The organism is Viridibacillus sp. d25.2 (genome assembly GCF_055456015.2).
The window spans coordinates 3882707-3898713 of the sequence record NZ_CM196652.1 but is presented as its reverse complement, the minus strand read 5'-3'; the positions used below and the strand labels follow the sequence as shown (position 1 = coordinate 3898713).

The window sequence follows — 16007 nt, the reverse complement described above, 5'->3', positions numbered from 1 at the left end:
CTAATGTCATGGGATAAAAAATGGGAAACTATCTTTAATGAGCAAGAGTGGGGAAAATATCCCTCTGAGGATTTAATTAGATTTATTGCTCGTAATTTTTATCAAAAAAAGAATAGAAAGCAAATAAAAATATTAGAAGTGGGATGTGGGACTGGGGCTAATCTATGGTACATTGCCAGAGAAGGATTTGCAGTTTATGGTGTTGATGGATCAAAAACTGCTATTAGTAAATCTATTAATAGATTAGATGAAGAAGTTCTTGGTTGGACTGGAGAACTCTCAGTAGGAGATATAATAAAATTACCATATCAAGATAATTTTTTTGATGCAGTAATCGATGTTGAAGCTATTTACGCAAATACATTTGAAAATTCTCAACAAATTTTCAGTGAAATTTATAGAGTTTTAAAAAAAGGAGGAAAAGTTTATACTCGACAATTTGCAACCGAGTGTTATGGAGATAAAACTGGATTATCTGTTGGATATAACGCATGGTTACCAGCTGTAGGACCTATGCAAGGTAAAGGTTTTACAAGGTTTGCTACACTGGATGATGTACGTTGTCTACTGTCAAGTTTCGATATTTTGGAAATTGAGAAATTAGAAAGAACCTATAATAATTTAGATGATAGAGTTATAGAGTGGATAGCGACTGCAGAAAAATGGTGATATATGATGGAGAAATGGAAAAAAATACTTGTTAATAAGTCTCATACAATAATTGAAACAATGCAAATCATTGAAGAAACATCTCGACAATTTGCTGTTGTAGTAGATGATAATGAGCAATTATTAGGTACTATTACCGATGGAGATATAAGAAGAGGAATATTAAAAGGAATTTCATTTGAAGAATCTATTTGTAGGGTCATGAATGAAAAACCTATAGTTATCAAAAAAGGTGAAAAGGAAAAAAATTATAAAGACTTAATGAAAAGAAAAAATTTACGGCAATTACCTGTTGTAAATGAAAATAATATAGTAGTAGATATAATTTTTTTAGAGGATTTCTATTCTCAGAATCAGAAAGATAATATAGTTGTTTTGATGGCTGGTGGTTTAGGGGCGCGATTAAGACCATTAACAAATCATACTCCCAAACCAATGCTGAATGTAGGAAGTAAACCAATACTTGAAACTATTATTGAGGGATTCAATTGTCATGGATACAAAAATTTTATTATATGCGTAAATTATAAGAAAGAAATCATTAAAGAATATTTCCAGGACGGAAGAAAGTGGAATGTCCAGATAACTTATATTGAAGAACAAAAAAAATTAGGTACTGCTGGTGCATTATCTTTATTGAATAAAAATCCTGAAAAACCTATTTTTGTGATGAATGGGGACTTATTAACTCAGGTAAATTTTGAACAGTTAATGCAGTTTCACGAAGAAAATGAAGCTTCAGCAACTATGTGTGTGCGCGAATATGAATATCAAATACCGTATGGGGTAATTGAGACGGAGGGACAACAATTAATGGCTATAAAAGAGAAGCCAATGCATAAAAGCTTTGTAAATGCAGGAATTTATGTATTGAGCCCTGAGGTATTTGATTGTATCCCTAAAAATGAATTTTATGATATGCCTGAATTATTTTCGAATATTATTGCAAAAAATAAAAAAACAGTAGCTTTTCCAGTCCGTGAATATTGGTTGGATATAGGCCAAATGGCAGACTTTGAAAGAGCGAATGAGGATTATAAGGAGTAAATGCGTATTATGATACCAACATTTTTAGCAATAATTCCCGCAAGAGGTGGATCTAAAGGTGTTCCGCGGAAAAATATTAAACCTTTAGCAGGAAAGCCACTAATTGCTTGGACGATTGAAGAAGCAAAAAAATCAAAGTATTTAACAAGAATTATTTTATCATCAGATGATAAAGAAATTATCAATGTTTCAAAAGAGTATGGATGTGAGACGCCTTTTGTAAGACCTTCTAAATTAGCAAAAGATACAACCCCGGGTATAGAACCCGTATTACATGCTATTAATCAATGTCCTGGCTATGACTACGTAATATTACTACAACCAACTTCTCCTTTGAGAACCGTAGATGATATTGATAATGCTATTGAAAAGTTACTTGAATCTAATAGCGACTTTTGCGTCAGTATTGTAGAGTCTTCAAATTCACCTTATTGGATGTTTAAGCTGAATAAAGAAAAAAACCTAAAGCCATTATTTCCAAATGAATCTACTCTTACAAGACGTCAAGATTTACCACTAATATATTCTTTAAATGGCGCAATTTATATAGCTAAAACAAAAGGTATTCTGGAGGAACAAACATTCATCACGAATGAAACAGTTGGATTTGAAATGAGTAAGGAGCACTCATATGATATTGATAATTTAGTGGATTTCATGATTTGTGAATCTTTGATAAAAGAAAGGCAAGAACCTAAAACATGATAGAGTTATATTGATTCTAATTTTCAAAAATATTACAAGTGTTGTGACGAATAGGCGATATGTTTGAGAAATTAGGTTGAAGTCGGACTGAGAACTGATTTCATTTTACTCTATATCCAATCTCTTTTGAGACTACTCGTGGATCTCGTGTTATTTTACATAATGAAAGATATATCAGTCAAAGTGTTGAAAATGTTCTATATTAGCTTTATTTTTACTACTACATTTGACCCGTATATAAGAAATAATTGAAATTATTAAGAAAATGAAAAATTGGAGTAAAAGATTATGACTGAACATCAAAGCATAAAAATACCAGCACATCATAATATTTATACTGGTAATAGTGGCCGTGATTTAAGAATAGATTTTGCAATCCCTGATGCAGGGACTAATAGTGACACAGGCTTAATAATTTTTGTTCCAGGTTTTGGTGGACATATTGATTCTAAAGTTTATAAAAAAATGAGAGGGCATTTTGCAAACCAATATAATTTAATTACTATACAATGTGATTATTTTGGTAGCGAATTTATGCAGTCAGTAGAGCAATTTCGATTCAAAGAAAGCTTAAATGAAATGTCTCATTATTTTTCGAATCAGGAACTAGATGTTATTAAACAAGATGAAACACAAATTATGCCTATATTAATAAAAAAAAATGCTGTAATAAATGTTTTAGCGAGTACAAAGGAATCTTTAGAACATTTTGCTGATATGAGTTTCATGCAAGCAATTGATGTAATTACAGCAATTGAGGCAATGAAAATATTGCTCAAAGAAAATAATTTGGAGTTTAATGAAAATAGGATAATGGGCTATGGTCATTCACAAGGAGCTTATATATTACATCTCTGCAATAGATTGGTACCACATCTATTTTCGTTAATAATTGATAATTCTGCATGGGTCTCACCAGTTTATTTAACAGCAAATAGATTACTACAACAGCGTGTAAGTAATTTGATTATGAATATTGAGTTTGATTATTTAGCCAAACAAGTTATTGAGGATAAAGACGCATTATTATTATGTAACATGTATCGAAATTTTGATAATGGTGCAAGAATTATATCTTATTTAGGTACAGATGATAATTTGGTGAATATTTCAACAAAGAAATCATGTATTTCTCACCTGGATTTTGTAGAATTTGAAGAAATTGATGATAGTAAAGTGGATGGGAAAATATTTAAGTCCACAGAACATGGTTTAGATGCCGATTTTTTAGAATTGTTTGATTACAGCTTGAACAAAAAACATAGTATTCATAATAATACAAATGAAAAAAGAACACAGTACGAGATTATTCTATCCAATACGTATATTTTTGTAGATTATTCTTTTGGATTACCTCTCTTTAATGTCACTCTTTAAAATGTGATTTAAGAATTTTTTTATGTATTAAGGAAAATCCTTTAGCGGATATCGCTAAAGGATTTTTCTTTTTTTTATTCAAACAATTCCAACACGGCTTGAACATTACGATTTGTATTTTGAATCAGTAATTCATTGCCTTTTTGAACAATATTTTGTTTTATAAAATCCATCATTTCTAGTGCTATATCAGGGTCACGAATTGATGATTCAGATTTTTGTAGGCTTTCTTCGGAACGTGCTGTGTTTTCATGCTGTGCAGATAATGCATTATAATTAGATCCTACATTCGATAAGTTATTTGAAATTTGTTCGAGGGCTTTGTCGATTTTACTTATTAGAGCATCAGCATCTTTACTGTTTTCCAAGTTTGCAATTTCAAGTCCCAATGCTTTTGTACTCACATCAACTGTATCGATAGCCAATTTTTGCCCTGAGTTTGATCCAACTTGAATAAATAGAGGGCGAATTTCTCCAAGAATTCTTTTTGTATTAAATTCTAAATCATCCGCTGTATCGTCGATTGATGCCATTAATTGTTCTAATTCTTTTTGAGCAGCGATACGGTCATCTTTCGTTAATGTATCATTTGCCGCTTGAACTGCTAATTCACGGCTACGATGTAAAGCTGTATCAACACCTTGTAAACCAGAATCCGTTACTTCCAAAACAGATAGTCCATCCTGCATATTATGTTGTGCACGAGATAGGCCTTTAATCTGTGAACGCATCGTTTCTGAGATACTGAGTCCAGAAGCATTTAATGCAGCCCTAACAATTTTATCTCCACCTGATAATTTTTCAAGTGTTTTCGTGATTGAAGATTGATTCTTTTGAACACGGTTATTTGCAAAGGTCGTCCATGCCTTATCTTGTATCCTCAATCTATTCACCTCCATGTGAAATATTTGATTCAAATGTAATATCGGCAGAAACTTGTGAAATTTTTAGATTTGCTGAAAGTTTCCCAGATGTCTCCGATAATAACAGTAAGAAATATTGTGCACGTAGGAGGATTGAGTTAAATGCGAATATCGTCACAAACAGCCATGGAGAATTCAACTACTACTGTTGTACCACAAGCTAAGGCATCCACTGTCGAAGGAAAAGACATGGAGAAAATGATAAAAGTACAACAGCAGTCACAACAAGAAGAACAACCAACTAAAGAAACGTTAGAAAGAGCAGTAAATGCCCTTAATGAATTTATGGAGTTTCACAACAAAAGTTCTAAATTTGTGTTACATGATGGGCTAAATCGCTATTTTGTCCAAGTAGTAGACGCTAAAACAGAAGAGGTGGTACGTGAAATCCCACCGAAAAAATTGTTAGATGCCTATTACACAATGCAAAAATATTTAGGAATGGTAGTAGATGAAACAATATAAAAAAAGATTACTAGGAGGAAATATAAATGGTAAATCGTGTAGGTGGATTAGCATCAGGGATGGATATTGATGCATTAGTAGAAAAGTTAATGACAGCAGAACGTGTACCACTAGACAAATTAAATCAAAAGAAAACAACATATGAGTGGCAACGTGATGCTTATCGCGGTATAAATACAAAAATGAAAACATTTAGTGATTATTTATTCGATAATTTTTTATTATCAAGCAATTTTGTGAAAAACAAAGTTAATGTGTCAAATAGTAAGGCTATTTCTGTATCCGCAGGTTCAGGTGCTAGTGGTAGTTTAAATATTCAAGGGATAGGGAAATTGGCAACTGCAGCAACTTCAAAAGTTACAACTACTGCTACACTATCTAAAAATGCGCTCAGTAGTAATGATAAATTGTCGGATTTTGGTGTGGCAACTTCTGGAGAATTGAAAATTAAGGTTAATGGTGAAGAAAAAACATTATTATTAAATGCAGACACAACACTTTCTGATTTGCAAACTACATTAGGATCCGATGTTTTAAAGGTATCAGGCGGTAAATTAACGTTTGGAAATTCAAACGTAGTAGTGGATGATGCAAATACAAAAAATCAATTAAAGAATTTAGGCGTATCATTTAGCGATACTTTTGATGTGGGTGGTTCAAAAAAAGTAGATATAGCTAATACTGCAGATCTTACTTCTTTAGGGATTAATGGAACTTTGACTTTTAAAGTAGGAGATACTACTAAGACATTAACTGTAGGCCCTGATAATTCAGATCCAGATACAATTACAACAGTTCAAGATTTAATGAATAAATTAGGCAGTGATTTTAAATTATCCCTGAAGGATGGAAAGTTTTCTTTTGGCAAAAGTGAGATTAGTGTTACAGATGATAATACTAAGGAAGCATTAGAAAAACTTGGTTTTGATGTAGGGAATAAAGTTGCTTCAACAGAGTTAAAGTATGCTACTGGAGGTAGTAAAGGAACTTTAACAGATAAATCTCTTCTAGGAGAGTTAGGGATAACTAATGGTAAATTAGAATTGGAAGTAATTGGTAGTAACGGGAAAATGACTACTTCAACTGTTTCATATAAAGAATCAGATACAATTGAATCATTTATGAAAAAGTTAAATGGTGCAGGATTAACAGCTCTTGTTACAGAGGACGGGAAAATGTCCATCACAGCTAACTCTACTGGACAGGGAATAGATGGTGCTGCGATTCGTATAAAATCTGAAAAAACTGATGAAGAAACTCCGACTGAAAAAGATGCTAACGAGGGGGTACTTAAAAAGTTAGGATTTAGTACAGGTAACGATGGTAAAACGATTGCAGACGGAACTGATTCTGCATATATGGTAAATGGTTTAGAGATGACAAGTAAATCGAATACAGTTACAATTTCTGGTTATTCAGTGACCTTAAACGAAACTTATAATGCTACAGTTGATGGTACGGGTAATATACTTTATGGTAGTGAATCTGCAATTTCTGTTTCAGCAGACAAAGACATCGATTCAATGGTAGACAAAATAAAAGAGTTCGTCTCTAAATATAACGATTTAATCGCAGGGATTAATGATCAATTAAAAGAAACAAAATACCGTGCTTATGCACCATTAACTGCTGCACAAAGGAAAGACATGACCGAAAGTGAACAAAAACTTTGGGATGAAAAGGCTCGGAGTGGACTTTTACGAGGCGATTCAATTTTACGTAGTGGTTTAGGTGACATGCGTAATGCTATTTATAGCCAAGTTAATGGCCTTGGCGATAAAGTTATCGACACAATGTTTGAAATGGGTATTACGACTTCAAGTACAGTAAGTGACGGGGGAAAGCTAGTAATTGATGAAAAAAAATTACGTAAAGCCTTAGAGGAAGACCCAGATCGCGTTGTTAAAACGTTAACACAAACCGGTAGTAAAACAGATGCTGATGGAGATACACGCGGTATCGTAAAACGCTTACGGGACTCAATGGATGATTTTACGAAAAACATTGAGAAAAAAGCAGGTCGTGCTACAATGACTGACAGCCAATACACAATTGGTAAAAGCTTAATTGGTTTTGAAGACCGTATCACCGCTCTAACAGCACGCCTAAAAGACGTAGAAACGCGGTACTGGAAGCAATTCACTGCCATGGAGCAAGCAATTAACAAAGCTAACTCACAATCGTCATATTTTGCCCAATTTAGTGGACAATAACTGGTATAATAGTAGTAAACATTTTGAAGGAGTTGTATGATTTTGGCAGCACAATCAGCGCATCAAGCCTATAAACAAAATAGTGTGACGACGGCATCCCCTGGTGAGCTTACGTTAATGCTTTATAATGGATGCATTAAGTTTTTGCATAAAGGCAAACTGGCTATTGAGGCTAAAGATGTAGAATTGAAGAATACGAATTTATTAAAAGCGCAAGCGATTATCTCTGAATTAATGTCAACCTTGAACATGGATATCGAGATTTCTAAACAGATGCTAAATTTATATGAATATATGAATCGTCGGTTAGTTGAAGCCAATATCAAGAATGATGTAGCGATTATTGATGAAGTTGAGGGCTATGTTGTAGAATTCCGTGATACTTGGAAAGAAGTTATTCGTTTAAATCGTCAACAACAATTCACAGGGAATCAGATTTGATGGATAACGTACAGCAATTGTTACTTGCCTCAGAACAGCTTTACTCACACTTAACCAATTTGCCTGCTGATAAAGACCGTGATGCTTATATAGAAAAAATAGATACTCTATTGGATGCCCGTGGAGCCATCATTGATGCTTTACAAGCAAATGAACCAGATGTATTGAGTAATCATCCATTACTAAAGAATCTTCTTGTATTGGATAAAGGAATTCAAGAACGTCTTTTGAAAGTGAAAAATTTGATTAAAGTTGATATGCAGCAACTCCAAACAACTAAAGCTTCGGAACAAAAGTACACGAATCCATATGCCTCTGTTCGTACCATGGATGGCATGTATTATGACCGAAAAAATTAATTTCAACCCTCCTCATTCAATGAGGAGGGTTTTGTAATCATTTATACCTATACATTTACCAAAATAAACAATTTATGTATAATTGATTTTATATAAAAAGAGAAGGTGAGTTCTAATGAAATACAATCGATTAGAGTCGTTTCGGCATATTCTTCAAGAGCCAGTTAAAGCTGAATTTCGTTTGTGTATGGATGGCAAAGAACAGGGTAAATTATCGAGTAAAGTCGACTGTTTGATTTTAGATATGAGTCCGAGTGGCTTGAAGTTATCGACATCATTAAATTTACCTGCGGAGAATTATTTAATTCGAATGGAGTTGACGTTTATTCTTTATTCGAGGCCTATTCGTACATTAGGTGAAGTTAAGTGGAAAAAATTTGATCATGGATCATTTCTTTATGGCATTGATCTAGATGAAGATGAAGCGGTTGAAGAGATGATTATTTCAGAACTGAAAGCGAGACGACGCACTGAAGTAATTAAAAATAAAACGTCATCTGAGAATTAAGTGTTCAATGTTTCGACAAATTTCTACGAATTCCCTAAAATTTTTAAAAGTTTTTTCCGGTTTAAGAAGGAGTTTTTAGGGAAATGTAGAATTAGTAAGACATGGTTGAAATAAAGGAGGAGTTTACATGCTAACATTTAACATTCGTGGTGAAAATATTGAGGTGACTCCAGCAATGCGAGAGTACGTTGAAAGCAAAATTCAAAAAATGGAGCGCTATTTCAACGAAAATTTCGAAGCAACAGCTAACGTTAACTTGAAGGTTTACAATGATAAGTCAACTAAAGTTGAAGTAACGATTCCTATGAAAAACCTAACATTACGTGCTGAAGAGCGCAATGCAGATCTATATTCTGCAATTGATTTAATTATTGGCAAACTTGAGCGACAAATTCGTAAGCACAAAACAAAAGTGAATCGAAAATTCCGTGAAGGTGAAGGTGTAGGCTATTACTTTGCTACAGTTCAATCATCGACAGCAGCAGCGGCAGCGGTTGCCGAGGAAGAGGACGAATTGACAATCGTGCGTACTAAACAATTCTCATTAAAACCGATGGATCATGAGGAAGCTGTACTTCAAATGAACCTACTTGGCCACGACTTCTTCATCTTTACAGATGCAGAGACAGATGGTACGAACATCGTCTACAAACGTAGCGACGGTAAATACGGCTTAATTGAAACTAACTAACAAATTAATCTTTACACCCCTCTTTTAAAATGAGGGGTGTTTTTTTATTAAAAAAATGATTTACTTAAAAATATGTGTAAAAAAATACCTTTTTATTCCAATTGAATATTTATATTGCAATATTTTTCCCATGTAATAAAATAGGTATATATTAGTTCTAATGTATTATAAGATGAGGTGTGTTAGTGGTTAAAAAGTTTTGGCTGAATGAAATAAGCTTTACTTGGAAAGTTTTAGTACCTATGTTAATTGTCGTACTTTCTTTTTTTATACTTACTGCAACTTACACATATTCGAATACAAAGAAAATACAATTACAGCAATTGGAAAAGGAACTTTCACTTGAAATTCAAAGTATTGAGAAGCAATTTTCAAATGAGCTATCCCAGAAAAGGTTGATTGCAGAGCGAGTTGGTGAAAAAAAAGAAGTAGGAGCATACTTACAAAAAGTATATGCACGTGATAATGCGAAATTTTATGACTTAAATAAGTCTGTACAAAAATTATTAGATGATGCCAAAAGCAACAATAGTCATATTGATCGGATGTGGATTTCTGATGGTGATGGAGAAATTGCGCTAGGGAATTCAGGACTGTTGGCTGAGGATTTGATTGGTATAAAAAAGCGGCATTGGTTTACACTAGCTAAAAAAAATGAAGGCGTTTTTTATACAAAGCCCTATCAAAATGAACATACGAAAACGCGTACAATTAGCGTAATTTATCCAATTATTAAAAATGATAAGAGACTTGGCTATATAGGTATTGATATGGCGTTAAAAAACCTTATGCCAACTGCAAAATCAAGTGGTATCTCAGGCGAAAATATCGTTCTTTTTTCATCAGATGGTCAAATATTATTCGATGAGAATCGAATGTGGTCATTATTTAAAAATGAGCATATTCCTTTAAACGTAAGCTCTCCTGTTCCAATTAATAAAGGTGAATATTATGTCGAATTACGCAAAGTGAGTAATAGTGATTGGGAGATGGGGGTTTACGTCCCCGAAGAGAAAGTTTTAGCACCTTTAAAGGATTTCCAAAAGAGAATTATTTTTTTCTGGTTTATCGCAATTGTTTTATTACTTGTTGTGATAAAGGCTGTGATGTCCTACGCAATGAGAGATTTCAATTCAGTTGTAGACCAATTAAAGTATATTGAAAAGGGAGATTTTACAAAGAAAATCAATGTTCATAGTAGAGATGAAGTAGGAAGAATAGCTGATGCAGCGGAACATATAGGTCAACAATTACATAAGCAGATGGAAATTTTGAACTTTCAAGCAAGCTTTGATATGCTAACAAAACTACCAAATCGTAGCTCCATTGAGCGTCGGATAGATGTCGGAATTCGTCATTGTCGCTTGCAAAATGAAGAAATGACTGTCGCTTTTATTGATGTAGATAATTTCAAAGAAGTAAACGATACTCATGGTCATGCTTTTGGTGATGAGTTATTAATTCAAGTTGGGCAACGAGTGCAAGCGAGGTTAAGTAAAAATAAATATATAGGCCGCTTCGGTGGGGACGAATTTATACTATTACTTAAATCAAATTGTGAGGTAGCTACTCGGCGTAAACTAAACGACATACTACAACTATTTAATGAACCGTTCGATTTGAACGGTCATGATATATACGCTACTGCATCTATAGGTGTTGCAAGATATCCGAGTGATAGCATAACAAGATCAGGTTTATTGGCGAAGGCAGATACGGCTCTTTATGAAGCTAAGAAGCAAGGGCGAAACCGGATTGAATTTTTTCAAGGTGAGATGCAAGAGAGTTTTGAAAAGAAGATGCGTTTGGAGGCTGGGTTACGAACAGCACTTGAGAATAATGAGTTCGAGTTATTTTATCAACCGCAATTTAATTTCTCTTTAGGTTATATGGAGAGTGCAGAAGCCTTAATTCGCTGGAATCATCCAGAATGGGGAATGGTGTCACCCGATGAATTTATCCCTTTAGCGGAGAGTTCTGGTCATATACGTTCGATTGGTGCTTGGGTCATTGACGAAGGTATCAAGATGGCAAAGGTGCTAAAGCAGCATTATCCGAGACTACGTCGCATTGGTCTAAATGTTAGTTCGGTGCAACTAAGAGAACGGAATTTTGTAGAGCAAGTAAAAGCGGCGCTTGCAAAATATAATATTGAGCCTTCATTAATTGAATTAGAAATTACAGAATCTGTTGTCATCGATCGATTAGAGGAAACAATTGAAAAACTTTTAGCGTTAAAAGAACTAGGGATTTCTCTTGCTTTAGATGATTTTGGAACAGGGTATTCTTCACTCAATTATTTACGTCGCTTACCAATTGATCAAGTAAAGCTAGATCGCTCGTTTATTCAAGAAATGGATGAGGATTCTAAAAAGGCAACAATGGTGCATTATATTATTGAAATGGCACATAGTTTAGGACTAAAAGTGGTGGCTGAAGGCGTCGAAACAGAGAAGCAAATGCAGATGTTAAATACGCTACAAGTGGACAAAGTGCAAGGGTATTTTTATAGTAGACCTATAACACAAGAAGGACTTTTCACATTTGTAGATGAAAAATATGGAGAAATTCAATTGTAAAATAACTACGGTTCATTTGCACTAAGCATCAAATCAGTGTTAAAATGAACTTTGAGACTATATGGGATGTGAAGATAAATGCTTGGCATATTAAATAAAGTTTTCGATTTTAATAAACGTGAAATTAAACACTTATCAAAAGTTGCAGATGCTGTTGAGGCGTTTGCTGGACAAATAGAGAAATTATCCGATGAAGAATTGAAAGCAAAAACAGAAGAATTTAAAGAACGCTATGCGAATGGAGAAGATTTAGATTCACTTCGTCCTGAGGCATTTGCCGTTGTTCGTGAAGGAGCTCGCCGTGTTTTAGGTATGTTCCCATTCCGCGTACAGCTTATGGGGGGAGGTACTCTTCATGAAGGTAATATCGCCGAGATGAAAACTGGTGAAGGTAAAACGTTAACTTCTACTTTACCTGTGTACTTAAATGCGATTACTGGTAAAGGTGTACACGTGATTACGGTCAACGAATACCTTGCAAGTCGTGATGCTTCACAAATGGGTGAACTTTATGAATTCCTTGGCTTAACTGTAGGGTTAAACTTAAATAGTTTAACTAAAGATGAAAAGCGTGAAGCATACAATTGTGATATTACTTACAGTACTAATAATGAGTTAGGGTTCGATTACTTACGTGACAACATGGTTCTTTATAAAGAAGAACGTGTGCAACGTCCACTTTTCTATGCCGTAATTGATGAAATTGACTCCATCTTAATTGATGAAGCACGTACGCCGTTGATTATTTCTGGACAAGCTGCGAAATCAGCTCAACTGTACAAACAATCAAATGCATTCGTACGTACATTAAAAATAGAAGAAGATTATACGTATGAAGAACAAACAAAAGGTGTTACGTTAACAGAGCAAGGTATTGAAAAAGCTGAAAGTGCATTCAATATCGATAACCTTTTTGAACTAACACATGTCGGTTTAAACCATGCAATTAACCAATCGTTAAAAGCACATGCATCAATGCATCTTGATGTAGACTATGTTGTTCAAGAAGGTGAAATTGTTATCGTTGACTCTTTCACAGGTCGTTTAATGGATGGTCGTCGTTATAGCGATGGTCTTCACCAAGCGATTGAGGCGAAAGAAGGTCTTGAGATTCAAAATGAATCCATGACAATGGCAACGATTACGTTCCAAAACTACTTCCGTATGTATGAAAAGTTATCTGGTATGACAGGTACTGCGAAAACAGAAGAAGAGGAATTCCGTAACATTTACAATATGCAAGTTGTAACAATTCCTACAAATAAACCGATTGCTCGTGATGATCGTCCGGACTTAATTTACGCTTCAATGAAGGGTAAGTTTGAAGCTGTTGCAGATGACATTGCAGAACGTCATAAAAACAAGCAACCAGTTCTAGTAGGTACAGTTGCTATTGAAACATCAGAATTAATCTCGCATTTACTTACAAAACGTGGCATTCCACATGAAGTATTAAATGCAAAAAACCATGAACGCGAAGCTGAAATTATTGCAGATGCCGGTTCAAAAGGTTCTGTTACAATTGCGACAAACATGGCTGGTCGTGGTACGGATATTAAATTAGCTGATGGAGTATTGGATATCGGCGGTTTAGCTGTAATTGGTACTGAACGTCATGAATCACGTCGTATTGATAATCAGTTACGTGGTCGTGCTGGTCGTCAAGGTGACCCTGGTGTGACTCAGTTCTACCTTTCTCTTGAAGATGAATTAATGCGTCGTTTCGGTTCTGAAAATATGAAGAATATGATGACTAAACTAGGTATGGATGATTCTCAACCAATTCAATCTAGTATGGTATCTCGTGCTGTAGAATCTGCTCAAAAACGTGTTGAAGGTAATAACTTCGACTCTCGTAAGCGTTTATTACAATATGATGATGTTATGCGTCAACAACGTGAAATTATCTATAAAGAACGTTACGAAGTACTTGAAACTGATAATATGCGTGATTTAGTTGAAACGATGATTGATGAAGTATTAGTAAACACAGTGAGCGCTTATACTTCTGCAGATTCGACAAATGATTGGAACTTAAAAGCAATCGAAGACTTCGTTGCAGCGAATTTATTACCTGAAGGGGTTATTACCGTTGAAGATTTACAAGGTAAATCAGTTGATGGTATCCTAGATGAAATTCGCGAAGAAATTAAAGCTCATTATGATGAGAAAGAAGCAGAACTTTCACCAGAGCGTATGCGTGAGTTTGAAAAAGTAATTTTACTTCGTGCAATTGACTCTAAATGGATTGATCATATTGATGCTATGGATCAATTACGTCAAGGTATCCATTTACGTGCATACGGTCAAACTGATCCACTTCGCGAATACCAACAAGAAGGTTTCGAAATGTTCGATGCTATGGTTGAAGCTATCCGCATAGATGTTTCAAAATATGCGATGAAAGCTGAAATCCGTAGTAATCTAGAGCGTGAAGAAGTGGCGAAAGGCCAAGCTGTTAACCCTAAAGAAGACGGCGAAAAAGTGAAGAAAAAACCAGTCCGTAGCAAGGATGCTAACATTGGTCGTAATGATTTATGTCCTTGTGGTAGCGGTAAAAAATATAAAAACTGTCACGGTGCAGTATAATAAAGCCTAATTGTATGATTAAATGAATAGGTGGCAACTAACAAAACATGGGGGGATTTTATCCTCTCATGTTTTATGCCGTCCTAAGGGGAATCATGTAGGCACAGATTATTGTGAAATAATCAAACCAAATTTGGAGGAATACAATCAATGTTTGAATTAGCAGACGTGCGTAACGAGTTAGACAATTCAGCTAAGAAATTAGCGGACTTCAGGGGGTCTCTTTGACTTAGAAAACAAAGAGGCACGAATACAAGAATTTGACGAATTAATGCTTGAACCAGAATTTTGGAACAATCAACAACAAGCACAAAATGTAATTAATGAGTCAAAAGGCTTGAAAGAAGTTGTGAATGAATATAAAGAATTAGAAGATACGCAAGAAAACTTAGAAATGACACTAGAATTATTACGTGAAGAACCTGATGAAGAATTACAAGAAGATTTAGGCGTTGAGTTAAAAGAATTCGTAGCACGATTAAAAGAATTTGAACTACAATTGTTATTAAGTGAACCTTATGATAAAAACAATGCAATCTTGGAACTTCACCCAGGAGCTGGTGGTACCGAGTCCCAAGATTGGGGTTCGATGTTATTACGTATGTATACTCGTTGGGCTGAAAAACGCGGCTTTAAAGTAGAAACAATGGATTATTTACCTGGTGATGAAGCTGGTATCAAGTCAGTTACATTAGCAATCAAAGGGCATAATGCATATGGCTATTTAAAAGCTGAAAAAGGCGTTCACCGTCTTGTACGTATTTCGCCATTCGATTCATCGGGTCGTCGCCATACTTCATTCGTATCATGTGATGTGATGCCTGAATTCAACGACGAAATTGAAATTGAAGTTCGTACAGAAGACTTGAAAATTGATACGTACCGTGCAACTGGTGCTGGTGGTCAGCATATTAACACAACTGACTCCGCTGTTCGTATTACACACTTACCAACAAATACTGTTGTTCAATGTCAGGCTGAACGCTCGCAAATTAAGAACCGTGAAAAAGCTATGGGTATGTTAAAAGCTAAATTGTATCAATTAAAAATTGATGAACAACAAGCAGAATTGGATGAAATTCGTGGAGAACAAAAAGAAATTGGCTGGGGTAGTCAAATTCGTTCATACGTATTCCACCCATACTCAATGGTAAAAGACCACCGCACAAGTGCTGAAACAGGAAATGTGCAAAATGTTATGGACGGTGACATTGATCAATTTATCAATGCTTACTTACGTTCTAAACTATAATTTCTTTCAGCAGAAGCCTCCGGCCGATTCCGGACGCAATTATGCCGAGGCATAATTGATTTTAACTATGAAAAGCCATTCGACGGAGTAATTCGTTGAATGGCTTTTTTGCATGTAAAAAGGGTATGCTTCCTACTTGCAATTTCTTATAAACGTAGTAAAATATTAAATAGGAACAAACGTTCTTAT

14 protein-coding genes are annotated in these 16007 nt (G+C 34.7%); 13 read left to right on the top strand and 1 reads right to left on the bottom strand.

From position 1 onward, the window contains the following. Positions 1-3: 3 nt before the first annotated feature. The 4 genes from ACZLO7_RS19195 (at position 4) to ACZLO7_RS19180 (ending at position 3798) form a co-directional block, all read left to right on the top strand. The gene (locus ACZLO7_RS19195) at positions 4-669 is read left to right on the top strand and encodes a class I SAM-dependent methyltransferase (RefSeq protein WP_464938242.1); all 666 of its coding nucleotides are present in this window, start codon (positions 4-6) and stop codon (positions 667-669) included. A gap of 6 nt (positions 670-675) precedes the next feature. Further along, positions 676-1716, top strand: a complete 1041-nt coding sequence (locus ACZLO7_RS19190) for a nucleotidyltransferase family protein (protein WP_464938243.1) — start codon at positions 676-678, stop codon at positions 1714-1716. A gap of 9 nt (positions 1717-1725) precedes the next feature. Continuing rightward, complete coding sequence (locus tag ACZLO7_RS19185) at positions 1726-2421, top strand: acylneuraminate cytidylyltransferase family protein (RefSeq protein ID WP_464938244.1); 696 nt, start codon at positions 1726-1728, stop codon at positions 2419-2421. Between the two features lie 288 nt (positions 2422-2709). After that, entirely contained in the window at positions 2710-3798 is a 1089-nt protein-coding gene (locus tag ACZLO7_RS19180; RefSeq protein ID WP_464938245.1) for a DUF2920 family protein, read from the top strand. A 74-nt stretch (positions 3799-3872) separates the two neighbouring features. Here ACZLO7_RS19180 and ACZLO7_RS19175 read toward each other — a convergent pair whose 3' ends face one another. Beyond that, positions 3873-4691, bottom strand: a complete 819-nt coding sequence (locus tag ACZLO7_RS19175) for a flagellin (protein WP_511261365.1) — start codon at positions 4689-4691, stop codon at positions 3873-3875. Between the two features lie 132 nt (positions 4692-4823). On the opposite strand from ACZLO7_RS19175, the gene ACZLO7_RS19170 reads away from it, so the two are divergent. From ACZLO7_RS19170 to prfB, 9 genes are all read left to right on the top strand, one after another. Then, a complete protein-coding gene (locus tag ACZLO7_RS19170) occupies positions 4824-5186 on the top strand; it encodes a flagellar protein FlaG (RefSeq protein WP_464938247.1) in 363 nt (120 codons plus the stop codon). 26 nt (positions 5187-5212) lie between these two features. Beyond that, complete coding sequence (fliD, locus tag ACZLO7_RS19165; protein ID WP_464938248.1) at positions 5213-7399, top strand: flagellar filament capping protein FliD; 2187 nt, start codon at positions 5213-5215, stop codon at positions 7397-7399. A 36-nt stretch (positions 7400-7435) separates the two neighbouring features. Beyond that, on the top strand, positions 7436-7840 hold the full coding sequence (gene fliS / locus ACZLO7_RS19160) for a flagellar export chaperone FliS (RefSeq protein ID WP_464938249.1): 405 nt from the start codon (positions 7436-7438) through the stop codon (positions 7838-7840). Next, positions 7840-8199, top strand: a complete 360-nt coding sequence (gene fliT, locus ACZLO7_RS19155; RefSeq protein WP_464938250.1) for a flagellar protein FliT — start codon at positions 7840-7842, stop codon at positions 8197-8199. The genes fliS and fliT overlap by 1 nt, the downstream gene beginning before the upstream one ends. 115 nt (positions 8200-8314) lie before the next feature. Further along, positions 8315-8707: a PilZ domain-containing protein gene (locus ACZLO7_RS19150; RefSeq protein WP_464938251.1), complete on the top strand. Its 393-nt coding sequence runs from the start codon at positions 8315-8317 to the stop codon at positions 8705-8707. Positions 8708-8834: 127 nt separating this feature from the next. Further along, the gene (gene hpf, locus ACZLO7_RS19145) at positions 8835-9398 is read left to right on the top strand and encodes a ribosome hibernation-promoting factor, HPF/YfiA family (RefSeq protein ID WP_464938252.1); all 564 of its coding nucleotides are present in this window, start codon (positions 8835-8837) and stop codon (positions 9396-9398) included. Positions 9399-9583: 185 nt separating this feature from the next. Continuing rightward, entirely contained in the window at positions 9584-11977 is a 2394-nt protein-coding gene (locus ACZLO7_RS19140; protein WP_464938253.1) for a bifunctional diguanylate cyclase/phosphodiesterase, read from the top strand. A gap of 78 nt (positions 11978-12055) precedes the next feature. Beyond that, a complete protein-coding gene (gene secA, locus ACZLO7_RS19135; RefSeq protein WP_464938254.1) occupies positions 12056-14566 on the top strand; it encodes a preprotein translocase subunit SecA in 2511 nt (836 codons plus the stop codon). A 150-nt stretch (positions 14567-14716) separates the two neighbouring features. Then, positions 14717-15818 (top strand): peptide chain release factor 2 gene (gene prfB / locus ACZLO7_RS19130; RefSeq protein WP_464938255.1). Its coding sequence is split into 2 segments (ribosomal slippage): positions 14717-14791 and positions 14793-15818, totalling 1101 coding nucleotides; the frame shifts between segments, so codons are not numbered across the junction. Positions 15819-16007: the final 189 nt, after the last annotated feature.